The organism is Lentzea sp. NBRC 105346 (genome assembly GCF_030269605.1).
GTDB lineage: Bacteria > Actinomycetota > Actinomycetes > Mycobacteriales > Pseudonocardiaceae > Lentzea.
Map to the genome: position 1 here is coordinate 12,801 of NZ_BSTQ01000012.1, position 24,158 is coordinate 36,958.

At 66.7% G+C, this 24,158-nt stretch carries 20 protein-coding genes; 4 read left to right on the forward strand and 16 right to left on the reverse strand.

All coding sequences use genetic code 11. From position 1 onward, the window contains the following. Positions 1-35: 35 nt before the first annotated feature. The 3 genes from QSK35_RS24420 to QSK35_RS24430 all read right to left on the reverse strand — a co-directional run bounded on the left by QSK35_RS24420 (position 36) and on the right by QSK35_RS24430 (position 1,809). A complete protein-coding gene (locus tag QSK35_RS24420) occupies positions 36-596 on the reverse strand; it encodes an LppU/SCO3897 family protein (RefSeq protein ID WP_285749800.1) in 561 nt (186 codons plus the stop codon). Between the two features lie 105 nt (positions 597-701). Further along, a complete protein-coding gene (locus QSK35_RS24425; protein WP_285749801.1) occupies positions 702-1,184 on the reverse strand; it encodes an LppU/SCO3897 family protein in 483 nt (160 codons plus the stop codon). Positions 1,185-1,233: 49 nt separating this feature from the next. Then, a complete protein-coding gene (locus tag QSK35_RS24430) occupies positions 1,234-1,809 on the reverse strand; it encodes an LppU/SCO3897 family protein (protein ID WP_285749802.1) in 576 nt (191 codons plus the stop codon). Between the two features lie 144 nt (positions 1,810-1,953). On the opposite strand from QSK35_RS24430, the gene QSK35_RS24435 reads away from it, so the two are divergent. The 4 genes from QSK35_RS24435 to QSK35_RS24450 all read left to right on the forward strand — a co-directional run bounded on the left by QSK35_RS24435 (position 1,954) and on the right by QSK35_RS24450 (position 5,125). Continuing rightward, the gene (locus QSK35_RS24435; RefSeq protein WP_285749803.1) at positions 1,954-3,594 is read left to right on the forward strand and encodes a DNA repair helicase XPB; all 1,641 of its coding nucleotides are present in this window, start codon (positions 1,954-1,956) and stop codon (positions 3,592-3,594) included. Beyond that, entirely contained in the window at positions 3,591-4,028 is a 438-nt protein-coding gene (locus tag QSK35_RS24440) for a hypothetical protein (RefSeq protein WP_285749804.1), read from the forward strand. Before QSK35_RS24435 ends, QSK35_RS24440 begins: the two co-directional genes overlap by 4 nt. 85 nt (positions 4,029-4,113) lie before the next feature. Continuing rightward, complete coding sequence (locus tag QSK35_RS24445) at positions 4,114-4,944, forward strand: helix-turn-helix domain-containing protein (RefSeq protein WP_285749805.1); 831 nt, start codon at positions 4,114-4,116, stop codon at positions 4,942-4,944. A gap of 13 nt (positions 4,945-4,957) precedes the next feature. Further along, positions 4,958-5,125, forward strand: coding sequence for a DUF397 domain-containing protein (locus tag QSK35_RS24450; RefSeq protein WP_285749806.1), 168 nt, complete (start codon positions 4,958-4,960; stop codon positions 5,123-5,125). Between the two features lie 204 nt (positions 5,126-5,329). On the opposite strand, the gene QSK35_RS24455 is transcribed toward QSK35_RS24450, so the two are convergent. The 13 genes from QSK35_RS24455 to QSK35_RS24515 all read right to left on the reverse strand — a co-directional run bounded on the left by QSK35_RS24455 (position 5,330) and on the right by QSK35_RS24515 (position 24,145). Continuing rightward, entirely contained in the window at positions 5,330-5,611 is a 282-nt protein-coding gene (locus QSK35_RS24455) for a hypothetical protein (RefSeq protein WP_285749807.1), read from the reverse strand. 355 nt (positions 5,612-5,966) lie between these two features. Then, complete coding sequence (locus tag QSK35_RS24460; RefSeq protein ID WP_285749808.1) at positions 5,967-6,422, reverse strand: YcxB family protein; 456 nt, start codon at positions 6,420-6,422, stop codon at positions 5,967-5,969. Between the two features lie 149 nt (positions 6,423-6,571). Further along, positions 6,572-7,165 (reverse strand): hypothetical protein, encoded by a 594-nt coding sequence (locus QSK35_RS24465; RefSeq protein ID WP_285749809.1) that lies wholly within the window; start codon positions 7,163-7,165, stop codon positions 6,572-6,574. Then, the gene (locus tag QSK35_RS24470; protein WP_285749810.1) at positions 7,162-15,270 is read right to left on the reverse strand and encodes a DNRLRE domain-containing protein; all 8,109 of its coding nucleotides are present in this window, start codon (positions 15,268-15,270) and stop codon (positions 7,162-7,164) included. Before QSK35_RS24470 ends, QSK35_RS24465 begins: the two co-directional genes overlap by 4 nt. A gap of 202 nt (positions 15,271-15,472) precedes the next feature. Continuing rightward, positions 15,473-15,730 (reverse strand): immunity protein CdiI family protein, encoded by a 258-nt coding sequence (locus tag QSK35_RS24475; protein WP_285749811.1) that lies wholly within the window; start codon positions 15,728-15,730, stop codon positions 15,473-15,475. A 60-nt stretch (positions 15,731-15,790) separates the two neighbouring features. Next, positions 15,791-16,378 carry a Uma2 family endonuclease gene (locus QSK35_RS24480; protein WP_285749812.1) on the reverse strand — a complete coding sequence of 196 codons (588 nt, stop codon included), beginning with the start codon at positions 16,376-16,378 and terminating at the stop codon, positions 15,791-15,793. 117 nt (positions 16,379-16,495) lie between these two features. Continuing rightward, positions 16,496-17,575: a CapA family protein gene (locus tag QSK35_RS24485; RefSeq protein ID WP_285749813.1), complete on the reverse strand. Its 1,080-nt coding sequence runs from the start codon at positions 17,573-17,575 to the stop codon at positions 16,496-16,498. A 26-nt stretch (positions 17,576-17,601) separates the two neighbouring features. Continuing rightward, positions 17,602-18,198 carry an SRPBCC family protein gene (locus QSK35_RS24490; protein WP_285749814.1) on the reverse strand — a complete coding sequence of 199 codons (597 nt, stop codon included), beginning with the start codon at positions 18,196-18,198 and terminating at the stop codon, positions 17,602-17,604. Beyond that, complete coding sequence (locus tag QSK35_RS24495; protein WP_285749815.1) at positions 18,195-19,031, reverse strand: FAD binding domain-containing protein; 837 nt, start codon at positions 19,029-19,031, stop codon at positions 18,195-18,197. Before QSK35_RS24495 ends, QSK35_RS24490 begins: the two co-directional genes overlap by 4 nt. Next, entirely contained in the window at positions 19,028-21,448 is a 2,421-nt protein-coding gene (locus QSK35_RS24500) for a xanthine dehydrogenase family protein molybdopterin-binding subunit (RefSeq protein ID WP_285749816.1), read from the reverse strand. The genes QSK35_RS24495 and QSK35_RS24500 overlap by 4 nt, the downstream gene beginning before the upstream one ends. After that, positions 21,445-21,978, reverse strand: coding sequence for a (2Fe-2S)-binding protein (locus tag QSK35_RS24505; protein ID WP_285749817.1), 534 nt, complete (start codon positions 21,976-21,978; stop codon positions 21,445-21,447). The genes QSK35_RS24500 and QSK35_RS24505 overlap by 4 nt, the downstream gene beginning before the upstream one ends. A 75-nt stretch (positions 21,979-22,053) precedes the next feature. Continuing rightward, positions 22,054-23,145, reverse strand: coding sequence for an XdhC family protein (locus tag QSK35_RS24510; protein ID WP_285749818.1), 1,092 nt, complete (start codon positions 23,143-23,145; stop codon positions 22,054-22,056). Next, the gene (locus QSK35_RS24515) at positions 23,138-24,145 is read right to left on the reverse strand and encodes a vWA domain-containing protein (protein WP_285749819.1); all 1,008 of its coding nucleotides are present in this window, start codon (positions 24,143-24,145) and stop codon (positions 23,138-23,140) included. Before QSK35_RS24515 ends, QSK35_RS24510 begins: the two co-directional genes overlap by 8 nt. Positions 24,146-24,158: the final 13 nt, after the last annotated feature.

The following is a 24,158-nucleotide window of genomic DNA, read 5'->3' on the forward strand; positions in this document are numbered from 1 at the left end:
GCCGCTCGACGCGGCCCCGGTTCCGTGGCTCGAAGTTACGCGTCGCCGGGGGCAACGCAGTAGGCGATCTTCGGCGCGGTGAACGCGTAGGCGTTCGCCTCACCGCAGTCGGGCTCGGCGTCCTTCACGACCTTGACGACCTTGGCCGCACCGGACTTGCCGCAGTCGATCGCGGGCCACTCCATGCTGGTCGTGTTGTCGAAGTCGTAGCACTTGCCCTCGGCGAGCCGCGGGACCAGGCAGAGCTTGGTCTTCGGGCCGCGGCGCGCGGACTCGGTGTACTCGACGTAGCCGTCCGAGCCACAGGACTCGCTGAGCGAGCTCAGCGCCTTGCCGACGACGTAGTTGGCGTCGGCCGAGTCGCAGCCGGCGGACTTGTAGTCCGGGGACGACGTGGTGCCCTTCACCGTGGCGCAGTCGCCGGCCTTGGTCTGCGCGGCGTCGCTGGTGAAGTAGTTGAACCCGTAGATGGCGACAGCGGCGACCACGAGGCCGACGACGTACAGCAGGATCCGCTTGCCGATGCTCTGCTTCTTGGGCTCCGGCGCGGGCTGCGGTGCGGGCGCAGGCGCGGGTGCGGTCGGCTCAGTGCTCATTCGACTTCCAATGCTTCCGTGGATTCCCCAGATGTCCCCCGACACGGGCGACAGGAAGGTAGTCAGACGGAAGCCGCACCCGCATGCGGTTTACCGAAATGTGTCTTAACGGACATCGCCGCGCTCGAGGCAGAACGTGACAGCGGGTTCCGGGAACCTCGCGGAGCGTGCCTTTCCGCAGCTAGCGGGGTCCGTCGAACCGGTCACGACCTTCGCGACGCGAACCGCGTTCGGCGTTTTGCAGTCGACCTTCGCGATACCGGACTCACGGTCCTGGCCGTAGCAGTTGCCCTCGGCGAAGTTGGGCATAAGGCAGAAGGTGGCCTGGCCGGTGTACGTGGAGTACTCGGTTCCGCCCGAGGGGCACGCCTTGTCGTTGAACGCCAGGATCTTCGCGATCTTGACGTTGGCCTGGTCCGACTCACACGGCATGGCCTGGTACTTCGGGCTGTCCGCGACCCCGGTGATGCGCGCGCAGTCGCCGACCTTGGCCGCGTCCGCCGCGTTGCCCTGCAGCTGGGACAGCACGAACCCGCTGACCACGACGAGCAGGAAGACAGCGGCGATACCCAGGCCGATCTTCTTCATGGCCTGGGTATCGGCGCCGTTGCCACTTCAACTGACCGGATTCACCGGATCAGGGGGTCTCGCCGGTCCCCAGACAGAAGATCACGGCAGGCTCGCTGAACTTCAGGTCGCTGCTGCCCGAGGGGCAGTCGACCGGGTCCGGGTTGCCGTCGATCTTCTTGACGACCTTGACGACCGAGTCGCCCTTGCACTCGCCCTTCTTGAACGTCGAGCCGTCGTCGCTCGGCGTGTAGCAGGCGCCTTCCTCGAAGTTCGGCATCAGGCACAGCTGCTTCTTGTCGACGCCGACCGGCTCGTAGTAGCCGTCCTCGGGGCAGGCGTCCTCCTTGTTGGGCAGGACCTTGGCGACCTTGTGGGTCGCGTTGGCGTCAGCGCACTTCAGCAGGGTGACGTCCCACTGGTCCTGATCCTTCGGCTTGATCGACGCGCAGTCGCCCACCTTGGCGTTCGCGGGACCGGAACCGAACTGGTTGAAGAGGTAGATCGCACCGCCGATCAACGCGATGGCCAGCACGCCGACGATGACGAACTTCAGCCAGTTCTTCTTCGCCGGTGGCGGCGCGGGCGGCGGCGCTGCCGGGGCTGGCTCTTCGGGCTCGACGGGCTCGGTCGACTCGGTGCTCATGCGCGGCAATGTAGGGGACCGGATGTGATTTGTGTGTTGTCAAGTCCGCTGGCGAACGTGACGTTCGGGTACATAGATGTCCCTGAGCGTCACGTTCGCCAGCCGCACCTCACTCCGGGTGCGGGAGTTGAGACACTGGTGAACGTGACCGATGGCCCTCTGATCGTCCAGTCGGACAAGACCCTGTTGCTCGAGGTCGACCACCCCCAGGCCGACGAGGCGCGCACCGCGATCGCCCCGTTCGCCGAGCTCGAGCGCGCACCCGAGCACGTGCACACGTATCGGGTGACGCCGCTCGCGCTGTGGAATGCCCGCGCCGCGGGGCACGACGCCGAGCAGGTGGTCGACGCGCTGGTGCGGTTCTCCCGCTACCCGGTGCCGCAGCCGCTGCTGGTCGACGTGGTCGACACGATGAGCCGCTTCGGGCGGCTCGTGCTGACCAACAGCCCGGTGCACGGGCTGGTCCTCAACTCGCTGGACCGCGCGGTCCTCGAAGAGGTGATGCGGCACAAGAAGATCGCCCCGATGTTCGGGCCGCGCATCGACGCCGACACGGTCGTCGTGCACCCGAGCGAGCGCGGGCGGCTCAAGCAGCTGCTGCTCAAGATCGGCTGGCCGGCCGAGGACGAGGCCGGCTACGTCGACGGCGAAGCGCACCCGATCGCGCTCGAGGAGAACGGCTGGAAGCTGCGCGACTACCAGCGCCTGGCCGCCCAGGCGTTCTGGGCGGGCGGCTCCGGTGTGGTCGTGCTGCCGTGTGGCGCGGGCAAGACGCTGGTCGGCGCGGCCGCCATGGCCGAGGCGCAGGCGACGACGTTGATCCTGGTCACGAACACCGTCGCCGGTCGCCAGTGGAAGCGCGAGCTGGTCGCGCGGACCTCGTTGACCGAGGACGAGATCGGCGAGTACTCGGGCGAACGCAAGGAGATCCGCCCGGTCACCATCGCGACCTATCAGGTGATCACCCGCAAGACGAAGGGCGAGTACCGGCACCTGGAGCTGTTCGACTCGCGCGACTGGGGCCTGATCGTCTACGACGAGGTGCACCTGCTGCCCGCGCCGGTGTTCCGGATGACCGCTGACCTGCAGAGTCGTCGCAGGTTGGGGCTCACCGCGACGCTGGTGCGCGAGGACGGCCAGGAGGGCGACGTGTTCAGCCTCATCGGCCCGAAGCGCTACGACGTGCCGTGGCGCGACATCGAGGCGCAGGGCTGGATCGCGCCCGCCGAGTGCACCGAGGTCAGGGTCACGCTGACCGACAACGAGCGGCTGCTCTACGCCACGGCCGAGCCCGAGGAGCGCTACAAGCTGTGCTCGACGGCGGCCACGAAGATGCCGGTCGTCCAGCGGATCCTCGACCAGCACCCCGAAGAGCCGACCCTGGTGATCGGCGCGTACCTGGAGCAGCTCGAGGAGCTCGGGGCCGCGCTGGACGCCCCGGTGATCCAGGGTTCGACGAAGAACCGGGAGCGCGAGAAGCTGTTCGACGCGTTCCGGCGCGGCGAGATCCGCGTGTTGGTGGTATCCAAGGTCGCGAACTTCTCGATCGACCTGCCGGAGGCTTCGGTGGCCGTACAGGTGTCGGGCACGTTCGGTTCACGCCAGGAGGAGGCACAGCGGCTCGGCCGCCTGTTGCGACCCAAGGGCGACGGCCGGCAGGCCCACTTCTACTCGGTCGTGGCCCGCGACACCCTCGATACCGACTACGCGGCGCACCGCCAGCGGTTCCTCGCCGAGCAGGGGTACGCGTACAAGATCGTCGACGCGGACGACCTCGTCGGATGACGTTCTGGTGGATGTGGAACCCGTCGGCCTCCCGGCCGGCGGGTCGTCGCTTCTTCCGTCCGTCCGAGGAGTCGCAAGCTCGGTCCGCGGGTGCTGATCTCGTCGTCCGCAGCACCGACTTCACGTGTCCCGTCCAGCAACGCCGGGCGTCGTCGATCCGTGCCGATTTCCTGAAGGTCACCGGTGACCCGGCTCAGCTCGCGATCGTCGAACGTCGGCTGTGGACATTGCTCGTCGCGCTGCGCCGCTCGGTGCCGATCCGCGAAGCGCTGACGGCCGCCGGGAACCGCCCTGGGCGAGCGGCTCTCGTCGCCGAGCCCTCGCGAGAGCTCGCCGACCTGGACCGGCAGGTCGACCGGTTCGCCGCCGCGTTGCGGGTTCTCGTCAGCGATCCTTCGCCGGAACAACTGCGCCACACCGCCGCTCTGGACTGATGTGCGCCTTCCACCAGCCGCCTTTTCGGGTTGGTTTCGGGCGAAACGGTGTCGCTCAGTCTTGCCTGGGCCCTAACTTCGTTCTATGCCACGGAGAAACTCCACGGTTCGTGGACGCGAGTTCGGCGCGGGTGTGCGCGCCGCGCTCGACCGGACAGGGCTGAGCTACCGCGCGGTGGCGAAGCTCGTCGGCTGGGACTTCGCGAAGCTGTCGGATCTGTTGAACGGCAAGGGCGGAGTGTCCGAAATGGACCTCTCCCGGTTGCTCGGCGCGTGCCACACGCCGTTGGAAGAGTGCAGACGCCTGCACGAACTGTTCCGCGCCGCCCGCGAGGAGGGCTGGTGGCAGGTCTACGACGGCAAGCTGCCGGTGCAGGTAACCACGCTGATCGAGCACGAGGACGCGGCCACCAAACTCATCGGCTGGTATCTCGGTATCGTGCCCGGCCTGCTGCAGACAGCCGACTACTCGCGCGCCATGCTCAAGGTCTGGTCCACGATCGAGGCCTCCGAGATCGAGACGCGGGTGCAGGCGCGGCTCGCTCGCCAGCAGATTCTCGAATCTCCCAAGAAGTTCGTCTTCTTCATCCACGAGCAGGCGCTGCGGCTGCCCGTGGGCGGACCGGATGTCTGGTCGGCGCAACTTCACCATCTGCTGCGGATGCTGGTGCGCCCCAACATCGTCATTCGGGTCGTTCCCACCGCCATCGGTGCTCATCCGGGCACCATGGGCGACTTCAAGATGATGAAGTTCGAGAAGATCCCGACCGTCGTGTTCGTCGAGAGCGAGAACTCGTCGATCTTCCTCGAGGACAAGGCGTCCATCGAGACCTACACCAAGGTGCTGAACGCGCTCGATCAGGTGGCACTGGATGAGGAACAATCGAGGAGGCTGATCACCGACATCGTCACCTGAGGAGGCCCACGAGATGACCGTGTGGCGCACGAGCAGCTACAGCCCCAACGGCGACAGCTGTGTGGCGGTCGGCCGGGGTGTCGGTATCCGCGACACCAAGTCCCCGGCCGTGCACCTCCCGCTGAGCCCGTCCGCGTGGACGGCGTTCCTCGCCGCGGCCAAGCGCGAGCGGTTCCACTAGGTCGGAGATCATTCAGCTGTCAGTGGGATGCCAAGGGCGTTGGACACACTGACCGTGCGATAGCTTCCCAATCCCCACAGACCACAAGGTTCCACAGGAGAACCCGCGCACGTCCCGGAAGCAATGCACGTCGAGCACGTCATTCGCCTCCGGGGGTGACGTTGGCCAGCGTTTCGAAGTAGCCCCTCGCCCATGCCATCAGCTTCAGATCCATACCTCTCGGGCACCGGGAGGTATGACGACATTGCTCTCCAGGAGCAACCCTTCTGTTCCACACGGCCGGATTCCCAGCGCGGCACAGTAGCGGTCCAGCATGTCGACGGTGAACCGGTCGCGAATCCGCTGCTTCGAGTAGTTCTGCGGCTCCTCGAAGTCCAGCGGTGTTCCCGACTGCTCGAACACCCACCGCCCGTCGTCGATCGCGTCGATGGTCCGGACGTATCCGAGCGGCTTTTCGCCTTCCGGTCCCCAGAGGTGGAACTGCACCCCGCCGCCAACCTCATACCGCGAAACTCGATCTCCGATGCGGCCCGGCTGATGTTCAGCGCGCGCACCCCCATCCGCCTCGCGAGCACTGCGCACGTGCTGGCCGCGTCCGTCTCACGTGCGAAACAGTCGAAGTAGGCGACCCACGGTCCGGCGGTGACGAGCAACTCCCTCGGGCGTGCCGTGGTCAGCAACGGGTTGAGATGCTTCAACTGTTCAGCCAACGGCCCCGCGGTCTTGCTCAGCCGAGGGCGGTAGCCGAGTTCCGTGCGCCAGGCCAGCAACTCACGTCCGACGGCGTCCAGCGGCGCCTCGACAAAGCCCGCCGACGCGGTGAAGAAGTCGGTGAGTTCCATCAACCCGCCGTGACCATCCCGCGGTCCCAGAAGAACATCCTCATCTCGGCGTGCTGCTGATCGGTGAAGAACTTCTTCGGCAGCCCGACCGTGCAGCCCTTGACCTCACTCTCGAACACCCACGCGTCGTCGGTCTCACGCACGGCTTTCACCATGCTCCAGTCGCGTTTCGAGGTCCCGGTCGGCGAGCCGATCTCGAAGCCCTCCGCGGTGAGGTGGTACGTCCACGGCACCTGAGGCAGCCGCTTGAGGTTCCGATACGACAAGGCGTGCATCAACGTCGGCGTCAGCAGTGCGAACACCCCCACGACAACCGCGAGGATGTACTCGGGCCTCGGGCTGAAGATCACCCCCAGCAGGAACATCGGGATCAGGATCGCCCCGATGAGCCGATATCTGCGGAAGTGCCGGCCCAGCGGGGCGTCCACCACCACCTTGAACGTCGCACGATCCATCAACCCACTCGCCTGAATGTCCAACAACCAAGACCCTTCATGATCCATCGGACGTGCGATCGGCCGGGGAGTCGGCATCCGCGACACCAAATCCCCGGCCGTGCATCTCCCGCTGAGCCCGTCCGTGTGGACGGCATTTCTCACCGTCGCTATGCGCGGGCAGCTCCACCAAGATCGTCAAGGTTGATCACGTGATCGACGACCGGCCAGCTCGCGTTCTCAACGTCGTAGAACGCGACAACGAGCTCATTCGGCTGTCCCGCACGAACTGAATCCACCGGACCCTGGTAGCGGAACTCGCCCACGATTTCGGCTTGCCCGTTGACGAGCCAGACGACCTTCGCGGAGGCGACCGCCAGCAGCGACCCGTGCCGCAGTTCAACGATTCCGACGAAGTCGACGGTCGAGATTCCGGTTGCCCCCAGGGGAAGCTCCCGCTTCACCCGACCATCGACATATCCGATCAAGTAGGCGCGATCCTCGCCTGCGACCACGAGCAGCTGACCCGATTCCCAGCCGGCCGCCCGGTAATCGACGGTGTGGTTGTCGACCTCGGCACTCGTGATGTCCGGGGCGAAATCAGGGAGAACCGTGCGCCATAGCTCACGATCACCCTCCACAGCGACCAGGGAAACGTTTGGCGGCCTGGTCGACATCATTACGTCGACCTCGTCAACCACTACCCGGACGTCGTCGTTCAACTCCAGGAACTCCTCGGAGTTGAGCAAACCGCGCAACGTCACTTCACCACCCTGAACGGCAACCGGAGACCTGTACCTGGAATATTGATAATACCACCCATACCGAACGCCCTGCCGAGGGTATTCGCATCCGCGGTGATGAAGAGATCGGCTCTGGCGACGGCGGCCTCGACGATGTTCAAGGCATCCCCGGCATTACCGCGATGGAACTTGAAACCGTTCATGATTTCAGCGAGCCGAGTCGCCGGAAGGGCAGTCCCAATTTCCTCGACGGCGATCGCGGCGACACCTCGTTTTGCCAGGAAGTCGGCGACGTTCTTGACCTGGGTGGCGGATTCCGCGAGCTCACGGACAACGTTGGGTGTTGCGATGAGCTCATCGCCCTCCCGCAAGAGAGGCTTCACGAGCTCGTCGAACTTCACCAGGGCATCGGTGTCGATCGCGACTCTCCGCGCACCTTCCTTGAGGAATCCCTTGATGGAATTGACCGCTCCCCTGGCCAGCCCGGAACCACCACCGACGAAGAGCGTGGCACCGATGGCGGTCCACTCACCGACCTTGTAGGCGTCCGAGTCCTCGTGCGTCCGGTCCTCGAGGCCGAACATCTCGTTGGCGGTGTCCTCCGCGAACTGACGAGGGTTGAACCAGGGTCCGAACGGGTTGAACAGCGTGTCGTTCACCGCGACCACGAAGTCGCTGGCCGCCTGGATGTCGTCCGTGTGCTCCACGAAGAAGTCGCCGATGTCGGACAAGCCCTGGTCGACCGCGTCTCCCGTGTCGCTGACCGCGTCGCACACGCTCTGGATCCAGTCCCAGCAGTGACCGTCGTTCTCGATGCGGGAGATCGGGTTGCCGCCGGTGAAGGCGTAGCGGTTGCCGGTGAACGCATCCGTGCCGAGCTTCATGTCGGAGAGCGCGCCGTTGTACATGTCGCGCGTCATGAACCGGTTGAGGCCGGGGTTGTAGTCGCGGAACCCCATGTCGTACGAACCCGACGACGGGTCGAAGCGTTTGCCGTTGTAGCGGTAGAAGTTGAACGGCTGCTTGCCCGGCTGCTGCGCGTCCGGCTTGTCGATGCCGGTGAAGGCCTCCTTGTCGTCCTTGCCGTAGGCCGTGTACCCGTACGTGGCCCGTGTGTCGCCGTTGTCCTTGGTGAGGGTTTCGACGTCGGTGTGCGGGTTGTAGCCGTAGTAGGAGTCTTCGGCGACTTCCGGTCCGGCGCCGTCGGTGTCCTTCTTGATCTGCGCCAGCCGCTGCCCGAACGCGTCGTACTGGTATGTGCGCTGCAGCTGGCCCGCGATCGTCTCGGAGACGACCTTGTCGGTCAGGCCGAGGTAGGCGAAGTCGGTGGTCTTGCCGTCCTCGGTCTTCGACGATGTGCGGTCGAGCGGGTCGTAGGCGTAGGCGGTGGTCTTCAGGCCACCACCGTCGGCCTGCTTGCGGTGCTCGATCGTGCGGTCGAAGCCGTCGTACTTGTAGGACTCGATGATCTGGCCGGCCGCGGTGACGGTGTCCAGCCGGCCGAACGGGTCGTAGTTGTACGACGCCGTCGCACCCGACGTCGACGCCGACAGCAGGCGGTTGCGGTCGTAGTTGAACGTCGTCGTCTTGCCTTCAAGAGTCGAGGACGTGACGTTGCTGTTGGCGTCGTGGACGTAGTCCTCGGTCTCCAGCACCGCGCCCGCCGCGGACTTCTTGGTGGCGTTGCGGATCCGGTCCAGCGGGTCGTAGGTGTACTCGTGGACCTCGTCCAGATACGCGGCGGCGTTGTCCGCATTCTGGATCTTCGAGGCGTCCTTGATCCGGTTGCCGTTGGCGCTGTAGTCGATCGTGTGCTGCGCCACCAGCGTGCCGCCGGACTTGGACTCCACCTGCGTGGCGACGGCTCCGTCGAGGTGGTAGCCGTAGACCGTCTTGTTGCCGTTGGACTTGGTCTCCTCCTTCACCTGACCGCGGTCGGTGTAGGTGAAGGACGTGATCTTCGGTGAACCGCCGGTCTCGGTGTTCTTCACCTGCTCGACCAGGTCGCGCGGGTTGTAGGTGAACTCCGAGGACTGCTTGTCGTGGCCACGGGTGAGTGGAGCGCCGTTCTCGTTGTAGGAGAACGTGGTCGTCGCCTTGACCACCGACGCCAGCTTCTCCTCGACCTTGGTGAGCTGGTTCAACCCGTTGTAGGTCAACACATAGGCGTCAATCTTCGCGCCGGGTGAGGAGTCGGTCAGGCCGGTGAGGTTGCCGTTGGCGTCGTAGGACTGGCCGAACGTCTTCGACTCGTTGTCCGGGTCCGCGGCGTTGTTACGCACCAGCTTCACCGCATCGGCGAGCACGGTGCCGTTCGCCTGATCGGACAGGGTGATCTTGGCGGCGTTGCCCGCGGTGAAGGTGGAGCTGCCGATGCTCACCCACTCGCCACCGCGTTGGGTCTGGTCGACGTTCACCGTGGACTGCGCGGTACCCGTGTCGACCTTGTACGGCGCGTTGGTCGCCGCTCCCGAAACGCCGGACGGGTACTTGACGAAGACCTCGTAGGAGCCGTCCTGCGGGATCACCGGCTTCCACGTGAACGTGGTGGCGCCCGTGCCCTGTGCGGTGGAGCGGTAGTCGTACCCCTGGAAACCCTGGCCGGACAGAGCTGTGGACCAGTTGCCGGCCAGTTCGATGAATCCGGTGTCGGAGTTGTCGGTCAGCGCGACGTGCAGGCCGACCGGTACACCACTGTCCGAACGCGACTTGAGCTTGCCGTCCGGGAAGTAGTCCCACGTCATCGTCCGGCCCGACGAACCACCCGCGGACGTCAGCGTGCGCGAGGCCTGCTGCCCCAACGGGGTGTAGTCGTAAGCGGTGACGATGTCCCACGGATCGGTGGACGTGCGGACCCAGCCGTTGTCGAAGTAGGAGTACTTGGACACATTGCGGACGGCCTGGCCCTGTGACGGCGGAGCGCTGACCTCCTTGATCCGGCCCACCGCGTCATAGGTGTAGATCGTCTTGTCCGGCGTCTTGTACTGCGCGTCGTCCTTGTCGAACGGCGTGAGCCTCTCGATCGGCCGGTTCAGCTTGTCGTAGGTGGTCTGTACGGCGAAGTCGTCCGGGTCGTCGGTCGTCTCCACGCCCCGCGGGGTGATGACGCGAGTCTGGTTGCCCGCCTCGTCGTACTCGAACTTCGTGACGCGGGTGACGCCGGCCTTGTGCGGGACCTGCGCCTCGACCAGCATCGACCGCTGGTCGTACACCAGGGTGGTGGTGTTGTTCTCCTTGTCGCGCTTGGAGATGACGTTGCCGTCGCGGTCGTAGCCGACGTGGTCGGCCTTGCCCGCCGCGTCGACCGTGTCGACCGTGCGGTGGTTGAGGTCGTAGGTGACCTTGCTGGTGTAGTCGGCGGTGTCCGCGGTGGCGTTCTTGCGCGGGTCCACCACGGTGACGACGTTGCCGACGCGGTCGTACTCGTAGGTGATCTTCTTGTTGTCCGCGTTGGTGGTCGCGGTCAGCTGGTAGATCTCGTCGTAGTCGTACCGGACCACGTAGTCGTTGGGATCGCCCGTGGTGAGGTTGCCCAGCGGTTGCGTCTCGGTCTTGAGGTTTCCGACCTTGTCGTAGGTGAAGCTCGCCTTGCGCTCGGGGCCGGTCGGGGTGTCCTTCGGTGCGTTCGTCGAGGTGATCTGGTCGGCGTTGTCATACACCGCCGTGGACACCGCGCCGTTCGGCGCGGTCGCCTGGGTGACGTTGTCGTTGGCGTCGTACACCGGCGCAGGCGTGGTGATGAACTGCCCGGCGGCCTGATCCTTCGGCGCCTTCGTCTCCAGCGGACGACCGAACACGTCATAGCCGACCGTCGTGGTCTTGCCCGACGCGTCGGTCAGCGACAACACGTTGCCGCGCACGTCGTAGACCAGGTTGGTCTCGTTGTTGTACGGGTCCCTGGTCTTCCTCGGAGATCCACTCGGGTCGAAGTCGGAGAACGTGGTGGTGTTCTCGTTGGCGTCCGTCGTGCTCTGCAGCTGACCGAACTGGTCGTAGCTGTGGACGGTCTTGTAGTCGTCCGGCGACGGCGTCGGGACACCCTTCGGGTCGGTGACCGACGTCAGGTTTCCCTTGGCGTCGTAACCGAACGCCCACGTGCGACCTTCCGGTGTCGTCTTCGACGACAGCTCGGCGACGTAGCCGTTGAGCGAGGTCTGGTAGCTCAACGTCGTGGCGGGCCAGTTGTTCGCCACCGCCTCCGCGTCCCGGATCGACGTCGGGTAGCCGGTCTTCGGGTCGTAGACCCAGGTCGAGGCCGCGCCGTTGTCCTCGGTCAGCTTGGTGACGTTGTTGTCGGCGTCCCACTCCAGCTGGGTGACCTGGTTCTTGGCGTTGGTGGTCTTGGTCGGGCGGCCGTAGCCGTCGATGCGGTACTTCGTGACGTGGTTCTCCGCATCGGTGACCGTCGACTCGACCTCAGAGCCGGCCTGGCCGTCCGGGTCGGCGTAGGCGAAGGTCGTGGCGTAGTTCAGGCGATCGGTGATCGTCTGAAGCTTCCACTTGTCCTTCGGGTCCACCGGCGCCGTGTAGTACGCGAGACCTGTGTCGTGGTTGCGCGGGTCGGTGACCTTGACCAGCTTGACGTTCTTGTTGCCCTGCGTCGCGTCATAGACGAACTTGAACGTCTTGGGCTGGGCGCTCCCGGCGCCGTCGACGAACTGGGTCAGCAAACCCTTGTCGTCATAGGAGAAGCTGATCGTGCGGCCCGAGATGTCCTTCAGCGACTGGACGTTGTCGATGATCTTCGGGTTCTGGGTCTCGCCCTTCTCCCAGTAGTCCAACGTGAGCGTCTGCCGGCCCGCGGGGTCGGTGACGTAGGCGAGGAACTTGCGCGGCTGGTTGTTCGACTTGCGCTCGGTGTAGGTGAACTTCTGCTCGTTGCCGTTCTTGTCCTTGACGGCGGTCAGCCAGCCCTCGTCGTCGAACAGGAACTCCGTGCGATCGGGGCGGGTCATCTTCCAGCGGCGTGACTTCTCCGCCTGCCCGTCGCGCTGCACATAAAGGTGCACACCGGCCGGAATGTCGTAGGTCCACTGCGCCGGGTCGGAGCTGTTGTGCTTGTTCAGGTTGAACGTGTGAGACGTGCCGTCCCCGTCGGGCAACGTGATCCGGGACGGGTAGTCCTGGCCCTTCGGGTGCAGCTCCAGATACGCGCCAAGGCGGGTCAAGCCACTCGCGGCCAGCGACCAGCCCTGACCCAACGACGTGGCCGAGGTGTCCATGCTGTTGTAGGTCAACCGCGTGAACGTGTTCAGCCCACGGCCGGGGTTCGCGAACGCGTCATAGGACCAGACCGTGTTGCCCGCGAACTGGTTCACCAGCACGTTCGACCCGGCACCGGTCGACTTGCCGGCGTAGGAGTAGAACTTCTCCAGGCCGAGCTGGTCGGAGGTCGGGTCCTCGACCGTGACGTTCTGCGGCAGCGCCGGGATCCCGCCCGTGGCGGACAGCCATGTGCCGGTGGTCTTGTTGCGCAGATCCCAGTTCAGCACGAACTGCTCGCGCTTGTTGCCCGCCTCGGACTGGATCGGCGTCTTCACCTGTGCCTGCACGGTGACGCTGCCACCCGGCGGAACATCGGCCGGGAGCGCGGTTTCGAGGCGGTTGCCACCGGTGGTGACATCGGTGCCGTCGGGCAGGTTCCACCGGTACGACACGACCTGGTCGGCGGCGCGCCAGGTGCTGGTGGTGGAGTTGGTGACCGTGACCGGGATCGTGTACTGGTCACCGGGGATCATCCGGATCGACGGGGTGTCCGGCGCGTAGTAGGTCATCTCCGCGGTCGGCTGCGTGTAGGTGACCGTGAGCTTCGGCCGCAACGCCTGTTCCTGTGCCTCGTCGGACAGGAACAGCACCCGCTGCAGCACGTTCTCGTCGCGCAGCTTGACCTCGTAGCCGTTGTTCGACGCCGGGGTGTCCACCCAGCCCTGCGCGAGCGACGTGACGTCCCAGATGTGCCGGTTCGGGTCGTTGGTGATACCCGAGACGTTGTCCGTCGCGGCGCCGAAGTCACCGCCGGGTGTGGTCCACGCCGTCGCCGTGGACGCCCGGTTCCACGTCGCCTGACCCTCCACAAAGGACTTCGTCAGCGGATGTCCGTCGAGGATTCCGCCCGAGCCGGAGGACCAGAAGCCCCACAGCGTCAGCTCCGCGTTCGTCACCCGCGCTCCCGCGGGCAGCGACGACAGGTCGCGGAACTTCACCACCGCACGCGTCTTGCCGTAGGTGGCGGAACCGTTGCCCGCCATCAGCCACGGCTGGCCGCCCAACGTGTCCAGATTCTGGTCCGGCTTCAACGACGACAACGTCGCGTCGTCAGCGCCACCGCGCAGCACCTGCGTGATGAACCCCGCCTTCGGCAGCCGCACCAGCTGCGTCGGACCGGGGACCACCTGCCCGTCACGGGTCTTCACCGCGACCATGTAGTAGTACGCGTTGCCGAACGGATCCGGCGAGTCGGCGGGCGTCGGCCGCGCCGTGGTGTCCGTGAACGAAGTCGTCGCTGGTGACAGGGGCGCGACCAGCGTCGACTCCGACGGCGTGAACGCCTGCAACACCGACCGGTGCACCTGGTACTCCACCGCGTCGTCGGCCGAGTTGTTCGGATCCGGGTCGACGTAGGCGCCCCAGTTCAGCTCCGCGCCGGTCGCGAAGATCTTGGTCGGGTTCTGCAGGTCCGCGCTCGGCCGGCCGTAGGTCAGGACCAGCTTCGGCGTGTTCTCCGTCTCGCCGTTGTAGGCGAACTCGGCCGCCTGGTAGATCGCGCCACCGCGGCCCAGCGTCTCGTCGGTGGACTTGACCATGAACCCGAAGTTCGAGGCCGATCCGGACACCCAGGACTGCGCGATGTTGCGCACATCCCACTCGTGCCAGACGTTCGCCACGCCGGCCTGCTTGGTCGCCGTCGAGAGCGCGGCCTCGGCGAACGCGCCGTTGATCGAGTTCCACGTCGCCGTGTCCTCCGACCAGCCCTGCGTGACCCGACGCACCTCGTGGACGTTGTTGTTGGCGCCCTCGTACAACTCGGAGTCGTAGTACAGGCGCAGCTTCGCGCTCGTCAGCGCCGTGCCCGCCGGGACGACCGAGGTGTCGAACTTGATCAGCGTGCGGGCCTTGCCGAGGTTGTCCGTACCGACGGAGAGCTGGTAGCTCGACCCGTCGTTGCGATCCGGCGTGTCCGACCAGATCTGCACGTCCTGGCCCGTGGTCGGGGTGGGCTGCAGCTTGATCGTCGGGTCGATCGTGACCGGGTACTGCCGGTCCTTCGACGCCAGCCAGCCCTGATCCGCCTTGAGCGTGACAGTGATCTTGTCGCCCTGCTGCTCGACGGTCTGCGTGACCTTGTCGCTCCATGCCTTGCCGTGCGGCGACTTGCGATCGGCCTTGCTGTCGAACATGAACGGCCTGGGCATCACGAACAGCGGCGGCCCGTCCGGGTTGTCGAAGAACCCGATCTCACCGTTGTCCAGCGTCTTCGCGGTGACACCCGCGAGGTCCAGGGTGAACCTGTACGTCGCGTCCTTCGGCGCCTTCGAGAGAACGATCTTCTCCTTCAGCGCCTCACCCGTCACCTGGTAGACCAGGTCGGCGCCGTCGAACGCGCCGGGGTAGGTCACGATGCCCTTGTCGACCTTCGGCGCCAGGCCCTTCGCCGCACCGTCGAGTCCCAGCCCGACCCGCTTGCCACCGGCCTCGAACCCGGCCAGCCGGTCGGACTTGTCACCGAACAGGCTGGTGAAACCGTTGGTGTCGTTGACGAACCGATACCCGTCGCGCGCCTGCTCGCGCACCGCCGGGTCGATCTGCCGCCACTTGCCGCTCGCGTCGCGGAACGCCCGCGGCTCCGAGGTCACCTCGGCCTCGAACTGCCCGTTGTTCAGCTGGAACACCCGCACAGACGGCGTCCGCTTCTCGGTCAGTTCCCGCACCCGCAGCGGCGGCTTGTGCGCCTGCCCCTGTTCCGGTCTCGGTGCGGCTTCGGCTGTGCCGCCGGCGAACCAGCCCGAGATCGTGCGCCAAATCCCCAGATCAGGAAGTTGTCCGGGACCGGTGATCGGTGGCCCGGCGGGTAGGCCGACCAGCGCGACCGCGGTCAACACGAGCAAGATCGACAGTTTTTTGGGCACGCTGAATCCACGCGGCGGCAGCACGGAACCCCCAGGTTCGCCGCCGGAAGGCGGCCACCCCCAGTAGTGGCCTTTGGACCGTCCGGCGCATGCAGCGCAGGACGCTACTTAACGAACAACTCACACCCTAGAGCCGAACGGAGTAATCGCCTCCGCCATCCTTCCGGCCACACAAGTAGGACCGCTGCTGCCGCACAGACGGTCACGAAATCAGACGTACTTCGCTCGTGTCATTGTCGAAGTACGTCACCGAGCAACCTGGACCCAGCTCACGTGCAAGCCGTCTCGCGAGATTCTCGCCGCGAACGACGAACTCACGGTTCAGAGTTCGGTCATAGTCCTGCGCCCACACCGACAGATCGACCGCAAGCTCCTGAGAGATGGGAAGATCACCGACGGGCAGATTGCCGATACCAGCCGGCGGCTGCAACCAAAGTGGGAAACATTGATAGTCCGCCATCAACTTGATCGAAGCGGGAATATCAGCCAACCGGGTTCGCCTACCGCTCTCTCAATGACCTCAGTCGCGCTCGGACAGCTGGTCGACCTGGATCTTGACCGGGAAAGGTTCGATCGCCGAGTACTCGGCCGTGACCGCCGGGGTCTCCTGGTAGCCGAAGTCACCCGCATGGTGCAGCGCGTGCAGCGACACCGGCTCAGAGATGTCGACGATCCAGTAGTGCGGGATCCTCGCGTCCGCGTACTCGTCGCGCTTGATCATGTAGTCCGTGCGGCGGGATCCTGGCGAGACGATCTCGACGACCAGGATTACCTCCGAGGCGCGGAGGATGCCGCCCTCTTTCCTGACTCGCTGACGCTCGGCCCTGCTGACGACCACCATGTCTGGACGGCGGGAGAACCCAGGGTGGTCGGCCGGTGTGAGCTCCAGATCGATGTCGATGTCTTGGATCACGACAAAATCATCCGGAGCCTGGGCTCGAAGCTGCACGTAGAGCTCACCGGAGGCAATGTTGTGCTCGGGAGTGGGGCTTGGGGACATCAAGATGCGGCCTTCTTGCAGCTCCGTGTAGCCGGGCTCCGTCTCACCCAGCGCGGCGTATTCGGCGACCGTCAGCAGATGGCTCGGAGGCTCAGGAAGAGCGGTCACGGCTTCTCCTCACGTCTTACGCCGATCATCCCACATCTTATGGAGCCGAACGGACCAAGCGCGTATCCGTCAACTCCAGCTCTGAGTAAACACCTTCCAGCGACCCGACGCGCCTGATCAGGGGCGTGCGCGGGTCAGCCCGGCACTCATGGCACCCATGCTGAACAGCACGTCCTCGGTCCGCTTGATCGCCTCAGCCCGCCGGGGCGTCTCACCGACCCGCGTCAGATCCACCAACCGAATCGGCGGCCCGAGCTCCACCAGAGTCGGCACATACTCGGCCTTGGTGACCTTCCACCCGGACGCATCCTGAGTGAAGGTGAACCGAGCGATCACACCTTCCTCGGTAACACCACGGGGTTCGGAATGCCGAGCCACCTCATTCCCCAAACCGTAGGTGACCCACTTCCCGCCGATATTCTCGAACGGCTGCACCACGTGCACATGCGTACCGATGATCAGATCCAACGCGGGATCCGCCAACAGCTGCCGCGCCAGGGACTTCTGCTCAGCAGTAGCCTCGTGCTGATACTCGTTCCCCCACTGCACCGACAGCACAACGACCTCAGCCCCGGCAGCCCGAGCAGCACGAGCGTCGGCAAGGATCTTGGCAACGTTGATCTGGTTGGCCATCCAAGGCTGCGGCAGCGGAATCCCGTTGAACCCGTAGGTGAACGACAGTTGTGCGACCTTCACGCCGCCGGCATCCAACAGAAGGGGCGCCGCGGCCTCCTCGGGCGTACGGAACGACCCGGTGTGCTTGAGCCCAACGGCATCCATCGCGTCAAGGGTCGTCTGGATGGCCGAAGGGCCGCGGTCGAGCGTGTGGTTCGACGCCGTGGAGCAACTGTCGTAGCCGATGTCCTTCAACCCACGGGCGACCTCGGGCGGCGCGAGGAAGGCCGGGTAGCCGAAGAACGGACCCTCGGGCTTCCCGAGCGGCACCTCCATGTGGCAGATCGACAGATCGGCGTCGACCGCCCTGCGGATGCCCTCGAGCAGCGGCACGTAGTTCCGGGAGCCTGAACCGTCCGCGACGGCCTGGTCGGTCAGCGCCGGGTGGATCAGGATGTCGCCGCCCGCGGCCAGCGTGAACGTCCGGGGAGCGGGAGCGACAGAAGACGACGAAGTGACCGGAGCTGACGTCACCACGACGGGTGAACCGGTGCAGGACGTGAGAAAGCCGGCGGCCAGCACGAATGCCAGCCGCCGGCCAACGGGCCTCAGCGGTGCCGCCTGCGACGGAGGACCACGAAGATCGCGATCAGCGCGATCGCGAGCACCGGGAGCAGGCGTTTCAGCACCGGAACGCCGGCGGTGCCGATCAGGTCGATCGGCTCCGGCTCGTCCCGGACGACTCGGAGATGCTGTTGCTGCACCTCGTCAGCTTCCCCTGGCTCGAGCTCCCTCGCCAGGGATTCGGCGAACTGGCCGACGATCCGGCCACCCACCTCGGCGATCAGGCCTCGGCCGAGCTGGGCCGGACGGCCGGTGATGCTCAGATCCGTTTCGACCAATACCTCCTGATCGACGTGGACGGTCACGGTCGCGGAGGCGGTGCCGTTGCCGTGCGTGTCCTTGCCGGACGCGCGCAGCACCAGCGAGTGCGTGGCCGGGTCGATCTCCACGAACTCGCCGGTGCCCCGGTACAGCAGCTGGACCGGCCCCAGCTTGACCTTGACGCTGCCGCTGAACGCCTTGCCCTCCACGGAGGCGAGGGTGGCGCCGGGCATGCACGGCGCCACCCGCTCCGGATCCAGCAGGGCCTCCCACACCTCGTCCACCGGTGCGGGGACCGAGAACCGGTGCTCCAGCTTCATGCGGTGGCCGCCGTGGTCAGCGCCCGTCCGCACAGCACCCGAGCGAGGTTCTCCTTGTAGTCGTCACCGAGGGAGGTCCCCTCGGCGGCGTGCGAGGCCGCGGCCACGATCGACTCGCGCGACGCCGGTTGGCCGACCAGCGCGGACTCCACGGCACGCGCGCGGATCGGCGTCGGGCCCATGTTGGTCAGACCGACCCTGGCCTGCGTGATCGTGCCGCCGGACACCTCGACCGCCGCGGCCACCGCGACGATCGACCACGCCTGCGCCACCCGGTTGAGCTTCTCGTAGTGCGCGCCCCAGCCGGTGCACTTCGGCACGCGGATGTCCACGAGCAGCTCGTCCGGCGCCAGCGCCGTCGTGAAGTAGTCGACGAAGAACTCCGACGCCGGCACCTCACGCCGTCCGCCGGGACCGGCGATGATCATTACCGCGTCCAGCGCCAGCACGGGGGCCAGCAGGTCGCCCGCCGGGTCGGCGTGCACCAGCGAGCCGCCGAACGTGCCGCGGTGGCGTACCTGCGGGTCGGCGACGGTGTCCGTCGCCCGCGCCAGCAGCCTGGCGTGCTCGTGGATCAGGTGATCACGCTGCACCTCGTAGTGCGTGGTCATGGCACCGATCAGCAACGAGTCGCCGTCGTCGCGGACACCCGTCAGCTCGGTCAGGTCGCCGAGGTCGACCAGCACCGTCGGTGCGGCGAGCCGCATGCGCAGCACGGGGATCAGGCTCTGGCCACCGGCCAGCACCCTGGCGTCCTCGCCCGCGTCCGCGAGCATCCGCACCGCTTCGTCCACAGTAGACGGACACAGGTAGTCGAAACCCGAGGGGATCATCGGGCACCTCCGATGGAACCGAGACCGCCCGCGGCCGGCGCTTCGGCCGGCGCCTCACCGCGGCCCTGGATCGCGCGCCACACCCGTTCCGGCGTGCACGGCATCTCGATGTCACGGACACCGATGTGCCGCACGGCGTCCAGGATCGCGTTCACCACGGCCGGCGTGGACGCGATCGTGCCGGCCTCGCCGACTCCCTTGACGCCCAACGGGTTCGACGTCGCGGGCGTCGCCGTCCGGTCGGTCGTGAACGTGGGCAGGTCGGCCGCGGACGGCACCAGGTAGTCGGCCAGCGTCGCCGTCGTCAGCGTGCCGGTCTCGTCGTGGATGGCCTCCTCGAACAACGCCTGCGCGATGCCCTGTGCGATGCCGCCGTGGATCTGCCCGTCGACGATCATCGGGTTGACGACCACACCGACGTCGTCGACCGCCACGTAGGACCGAATGCGAACGACACCGGTCTGCGTGTCCACTTCCGTTGCGCACAAATGGGTTCCGTGCGGGAACGAGAAGTTGTCCGGGTCGAACGTCGCGTCGGCGTCCATACCCGGCTCCATGCCCGCGGGCAGGTCGTGCGCGACGTGCGCGGCGAGCACGACGTCGCCCAGCGTGCGGCTGGTCTCCGTGCCGCGCACCGAGAACTGGCCGGCGGTGAAGTCCACGTCGCCCTCGTCGCACTCCATCATGTGCGCGGCGAGTGTGCGTGCCTTCGCCAGGACCTTGTCCGCGGCCCGCACGAGCGCGATGCCGCCGACGGCGAGCGAACGGGACCCGTAGCTGTCCATCCCCCGCGGTGACGAGGCGGTGTCGCCGTGCAGCACCTCGATGTCCTCGAACGGCACGCCGAGCCGGTCGGCGACGATCTGGCTCCAGACCGTCTCGTGGCCCTGCCCGTGCGGGGACGTTCCGGTGATCACCTCGACCTTGCCGGTGGCCAGCATGCGGATCGAGGCGTGCTCCCAACCTCCCGCGGCGTAACGGAGTGCGCCGAGGACGCGGGACGGCGCGAGGCCGCACATCTCGGTGTACGTGGAGATACCGATGCCCAGTTGGACGACATCGCCGGAGGCCCTGCGCTCGGCCTGCTCGGTCCGCAGCGCGTCGTAGCCGAAGAGCTCCATCGCCCGCGCGGTCGCCGCCTCGTAGTTGCCCGAGTCGTAGGTGAGCGTGGCGGACGTCGTGAACGGGAACTCCTCGTGCTTGATCCAGTTCTGCTGCCGCAGCTTCATCGGGTCGACGTCCAGCTCGACGGCCAGCTCGTCCATCATCCGCTCGATCGCGAACGTGGCCTCCGGCCGTCCGGCGCCGCGGTAGGCGTCGGTGGGCGTCTTGTTCGTGAAAACGTTGGTGCAGACGAACTTGTAGGCAGGGATCTTGTAGATGCCGCCGTACATGAAGGCACCGAGGATCGGGATGCCCGGCGTCACCAGGCGCAGGTACGCGCCCATGTCCGCGAGCAGCTCGACCTTCAGCCCGGTGACCGTGCCGTCGCGACGGGCGGCCAGCGTGATCTTCTGGATCTGGTCGCGGCCGTGGTGCGCGCACAGCATCGACTCCGTGCGCGACTCGGTCCACTTCACCGGACGGCCCATCCGGCGCGCGGCGAGCACGCAGAGGAACTCTTCGGGCGTCACCTGGAGCTTGCCGCCGAACCCGCCGCCGACGTCCGGTGCGATCACGCGCAGCTTGTGCTCCGCGATGCCGAGGCACGCGGAGATCATCCAGCGCAGGATGTGCGGGATCTGGGTGGCACTGGTGAGCGTGAACATGTCGTTGGCCGGGTCGCAGACGACCGAGCGCGGTTCCATGAATGCCGGGATCAGCCGCTGCTGGCGGAACGTTCGCTCCAGCACGACCTCGGCGTCCGCGATCGCCTGCTCGACGTCGCCGCCGGACCCGGCCTCGCCCGAGTCGAACACCCAGGTGGCGCATTTGTTCGTGCCCAGGTCCGGGTGCACGAGATCCGCGTCGTCCAGCAGGGCCTCGTTCATGTCGAGGACGACCGGCAGTTCCTCGTAGTCGACGTCGATCAGTTCCAGCGCGTCCGCGGCGCGATAGGCGTCCTCGGCGATGACGACGGCGACCGCCTCGCCGGCGAAGTTGACCTCGTCGACGGCGAGCGAGGGCGCGGGCGGCGCCTTCATGTCCTCGGTGATCGGCCACGCGCACGGCAGGCTGCCCTGCTCGTCGGCGATGTCCTGACCGGTGAGCACCAGCAGCACGCCGGGAGCGCTCGTCGCGCGGGTGACGTCGATCGAACGGATCCGCGCGTGCGCCATGGGACTGCGCAGCACGGCCATGTGCAGCATGCCGGTCAGCTGGACGTTGTCCGTCCACCTGGTCCGGCCGGTGATCAGTCGTGCGTCTTCCTTGCGGAGCCTGGCTTTCCCTACCTCAGACTCCGCCGTGGCGGTCATTCGCCACCTACCGGGTGGTGGACCTGAGCGGTGGTCTCCGAGACCTGTTCGACCTCGGGACCGGCGCCCGGCCGCATCCGGTGTGCCGCGTCCTGCACCGCGCGGACGATGTTCTGGTAGCCGGTGCAGCGGCAGAGGTTGCCCTCCAGCCCCTTGCGCACGGACTCGTCGTCCGGGTTCGGGTCGTCGGCGAGCAGGTCGATCGCCTGCATGATCATTCCTGGCGTGCAGAACCCGCACTGCAGCGCGTGGTTGGCGTGGAACGCCTCCTGCACCGGGTGGAGCTTGCCGTCACGGGCGAGGCCCTCGATGGTGGTGATCTCGTGCCCGTTCGCCTGTACCGCGAGCATCGCGCACGACTTCACGCTGTGACCGTCGAGATGGACCGTGCAGGCACCGCAGTTGCTGGTGTCGCAGCCGACCACAGTGCCGGTCTTCCCCAGCCGCTCCCGCAGGTAGTGCACGAGCAGCGTCCGGGGTTCCACCTCGTCGGCGTGCCTCACTCCGTCGACGTTGACCGTGATGTGCATGAACCCTCCCGAGGGTGGGTGATTGTGACGAGGGTCACCCCAGACTCCACCTGGTTGAGAGATCACACAACCCGATCAACGGTGGATCGGGACCTCCAGCGCGCTGAGCCGGGTCCCAGTCCCCTGCCACCGCAAGGAAATGATCTCCGCGGCGATCGACACCGCGGTCTCCTCCGGTGTGCGCGCACCGAGGTCCAGTCCGATCGGACTGCTCAGGTTCGCGAGTTCACTCTCCGTCAAACCCGCCTCCCGCAAGCGGTTCAGGCGATCTTCATGGGTTCTGCGCGACCCCATCGCGCCCACGTAACCGAGCTTCATCCGCAACGCGACCTCGAGCACCGGCACGTCGAACTTCGGGTCGTGGGTGAGTACCGCGACAACCGTACGTTCGTCGAGTTTGTCCGCTTCCCGCCGCAGATACCGGTGTGGCCAGTCCACAACGACCTCATCCGCGTCCGGAAACCTGGTCTTCGTGGCGAACACCGGGCGCGCGTCGCACACCGTCACGCGGTAGCCGAGGAACGCCCCGAGCCGCGCCATCGCGGCAGCGAAGTCGATCGCGCCGAACACCAGCATGCGCGGCGGCGGCTCGAAGGAGTTCACGAACACGGCCATGCCTTCGCCGCGCCGTTGCCCGTCCGGGCCGTAGTGGAGGGTCGCGCTGCGCCCACTCGCGAGCAGCCCCCGCGCGTCGTCCGCGACCGCGTCGTCGATTCGTTCGGAGCCAAGGGTTCCGGCGGTGCGGTCCGGCCAGACGACCATGCGCCGGCCGATGCCGCCAGGGTGCTCGATCACGGTCGCGATCGCCACGGGTTGCTCGGCCCGCACCGTCTCCACCACGTCGGGCAGCTCGGGGAACGTCTCGGCGTTGATCTTCTCGACGTAGATGTCGATGATCCCGCCGCACGTCAGTCCGACCGCGAACGCGTCGTCGTCGCTGACCCCATAACGCTGAAGCACCGCCGTCTCGGTCTCCTGCGCGAGGTCGTACACCGCACCCTCGACGCAACCGCCGGACACGCTGCCGCTGACCGTCCCGTCGGCTTTCACGATCATCGCGGCACCGGGTGCGCGCGGCGCCGAGCTGAACGTCGCGACCACGGTGCCGACGCCGACCGTCTCGCCGCTCGCGACCCGGTCGGCCAGCTCGAACAGAACGTCACGCACGACGCACCTCGTTCAGCAGAAGTTGCAGTGTGTGCAGGCTGTGCCCGGCGACCATCCGGTCGACGTGCGGCAACGCGGCGACGATCCCGGACTGCACCGGCCGGTACCCCGGCTTGCCCGCGTGCGGGTTGGCCCAGATCACGGCGTGCGACACCCGGCGGATCCTTCTCAGCTGCTCGGCCAGCAACGCGGGGTCCCCGCGCTCCCAGCCGTCCGAGAACAGCACGACCACCGCGCCGCGCTGGCGCCACTGTCTCGTGAACGCCCGCAGCGTGTCACCGAGCCGCGTGCCGCCCTCGTAGTCGGGAATCGCGCGGGCGGTGGCGCGCATGGCCCGTTCGGGGTCGCGTTCGCGCAGCTGCCTGGTCACGCGGGTCAGCCGGGTGCCGACGGTGTGCACCTCGACGGGCATCCTCTTGGCGAGCACGTGCGCGAACCGCAGCAGCCCGTCGGCATAGGCGCTCATCGAGCCGGACACGTCGATCAGCAGCACCACTTTTCTGGGTTTGCGGGTCCTGGTTCGCCGTCGCGGCAGGACGGTCTCGCCGCCGGCCTCGATCATCTTGCGGACCGTGCGCCTTGGGTCCACCCGGCCGCGGCGGGCCTTGACCAGCCTGCGGGCTCTTCTCTGCGGCGGAACGGGGTTCAGCTGGGCGAGGAGTCTGCGGAACGCTTCCCGCTCCTGTGGCGTGAGCTCGGAGAAGTCCTTGTGCCGCAACACTTCCACGTCACTCGCGGCCAGGCCTAGTCGGAGCTGTTCCACGACTACCTCGACCTGGGGGCGTTGGCGTGGACGATCTCCGCCGAACCACGCCTGGAACGCCTTGTCGTACCGCGGCAGGTCGTCGGGGTCCGCGCAGAGCGTCAACCGGCCCGCCCAGTAGAGGTCCACGTGCTCGGCGGCGCGCAGGTACGCCTGCACCCGGTCGGGGCCGCAGGCGAGCCCGGCGCCACGCAGCACGCGGGTGAACCCCACGCAGGCGGAGAGCGCGTCGCTCATCCCACGATTGTGC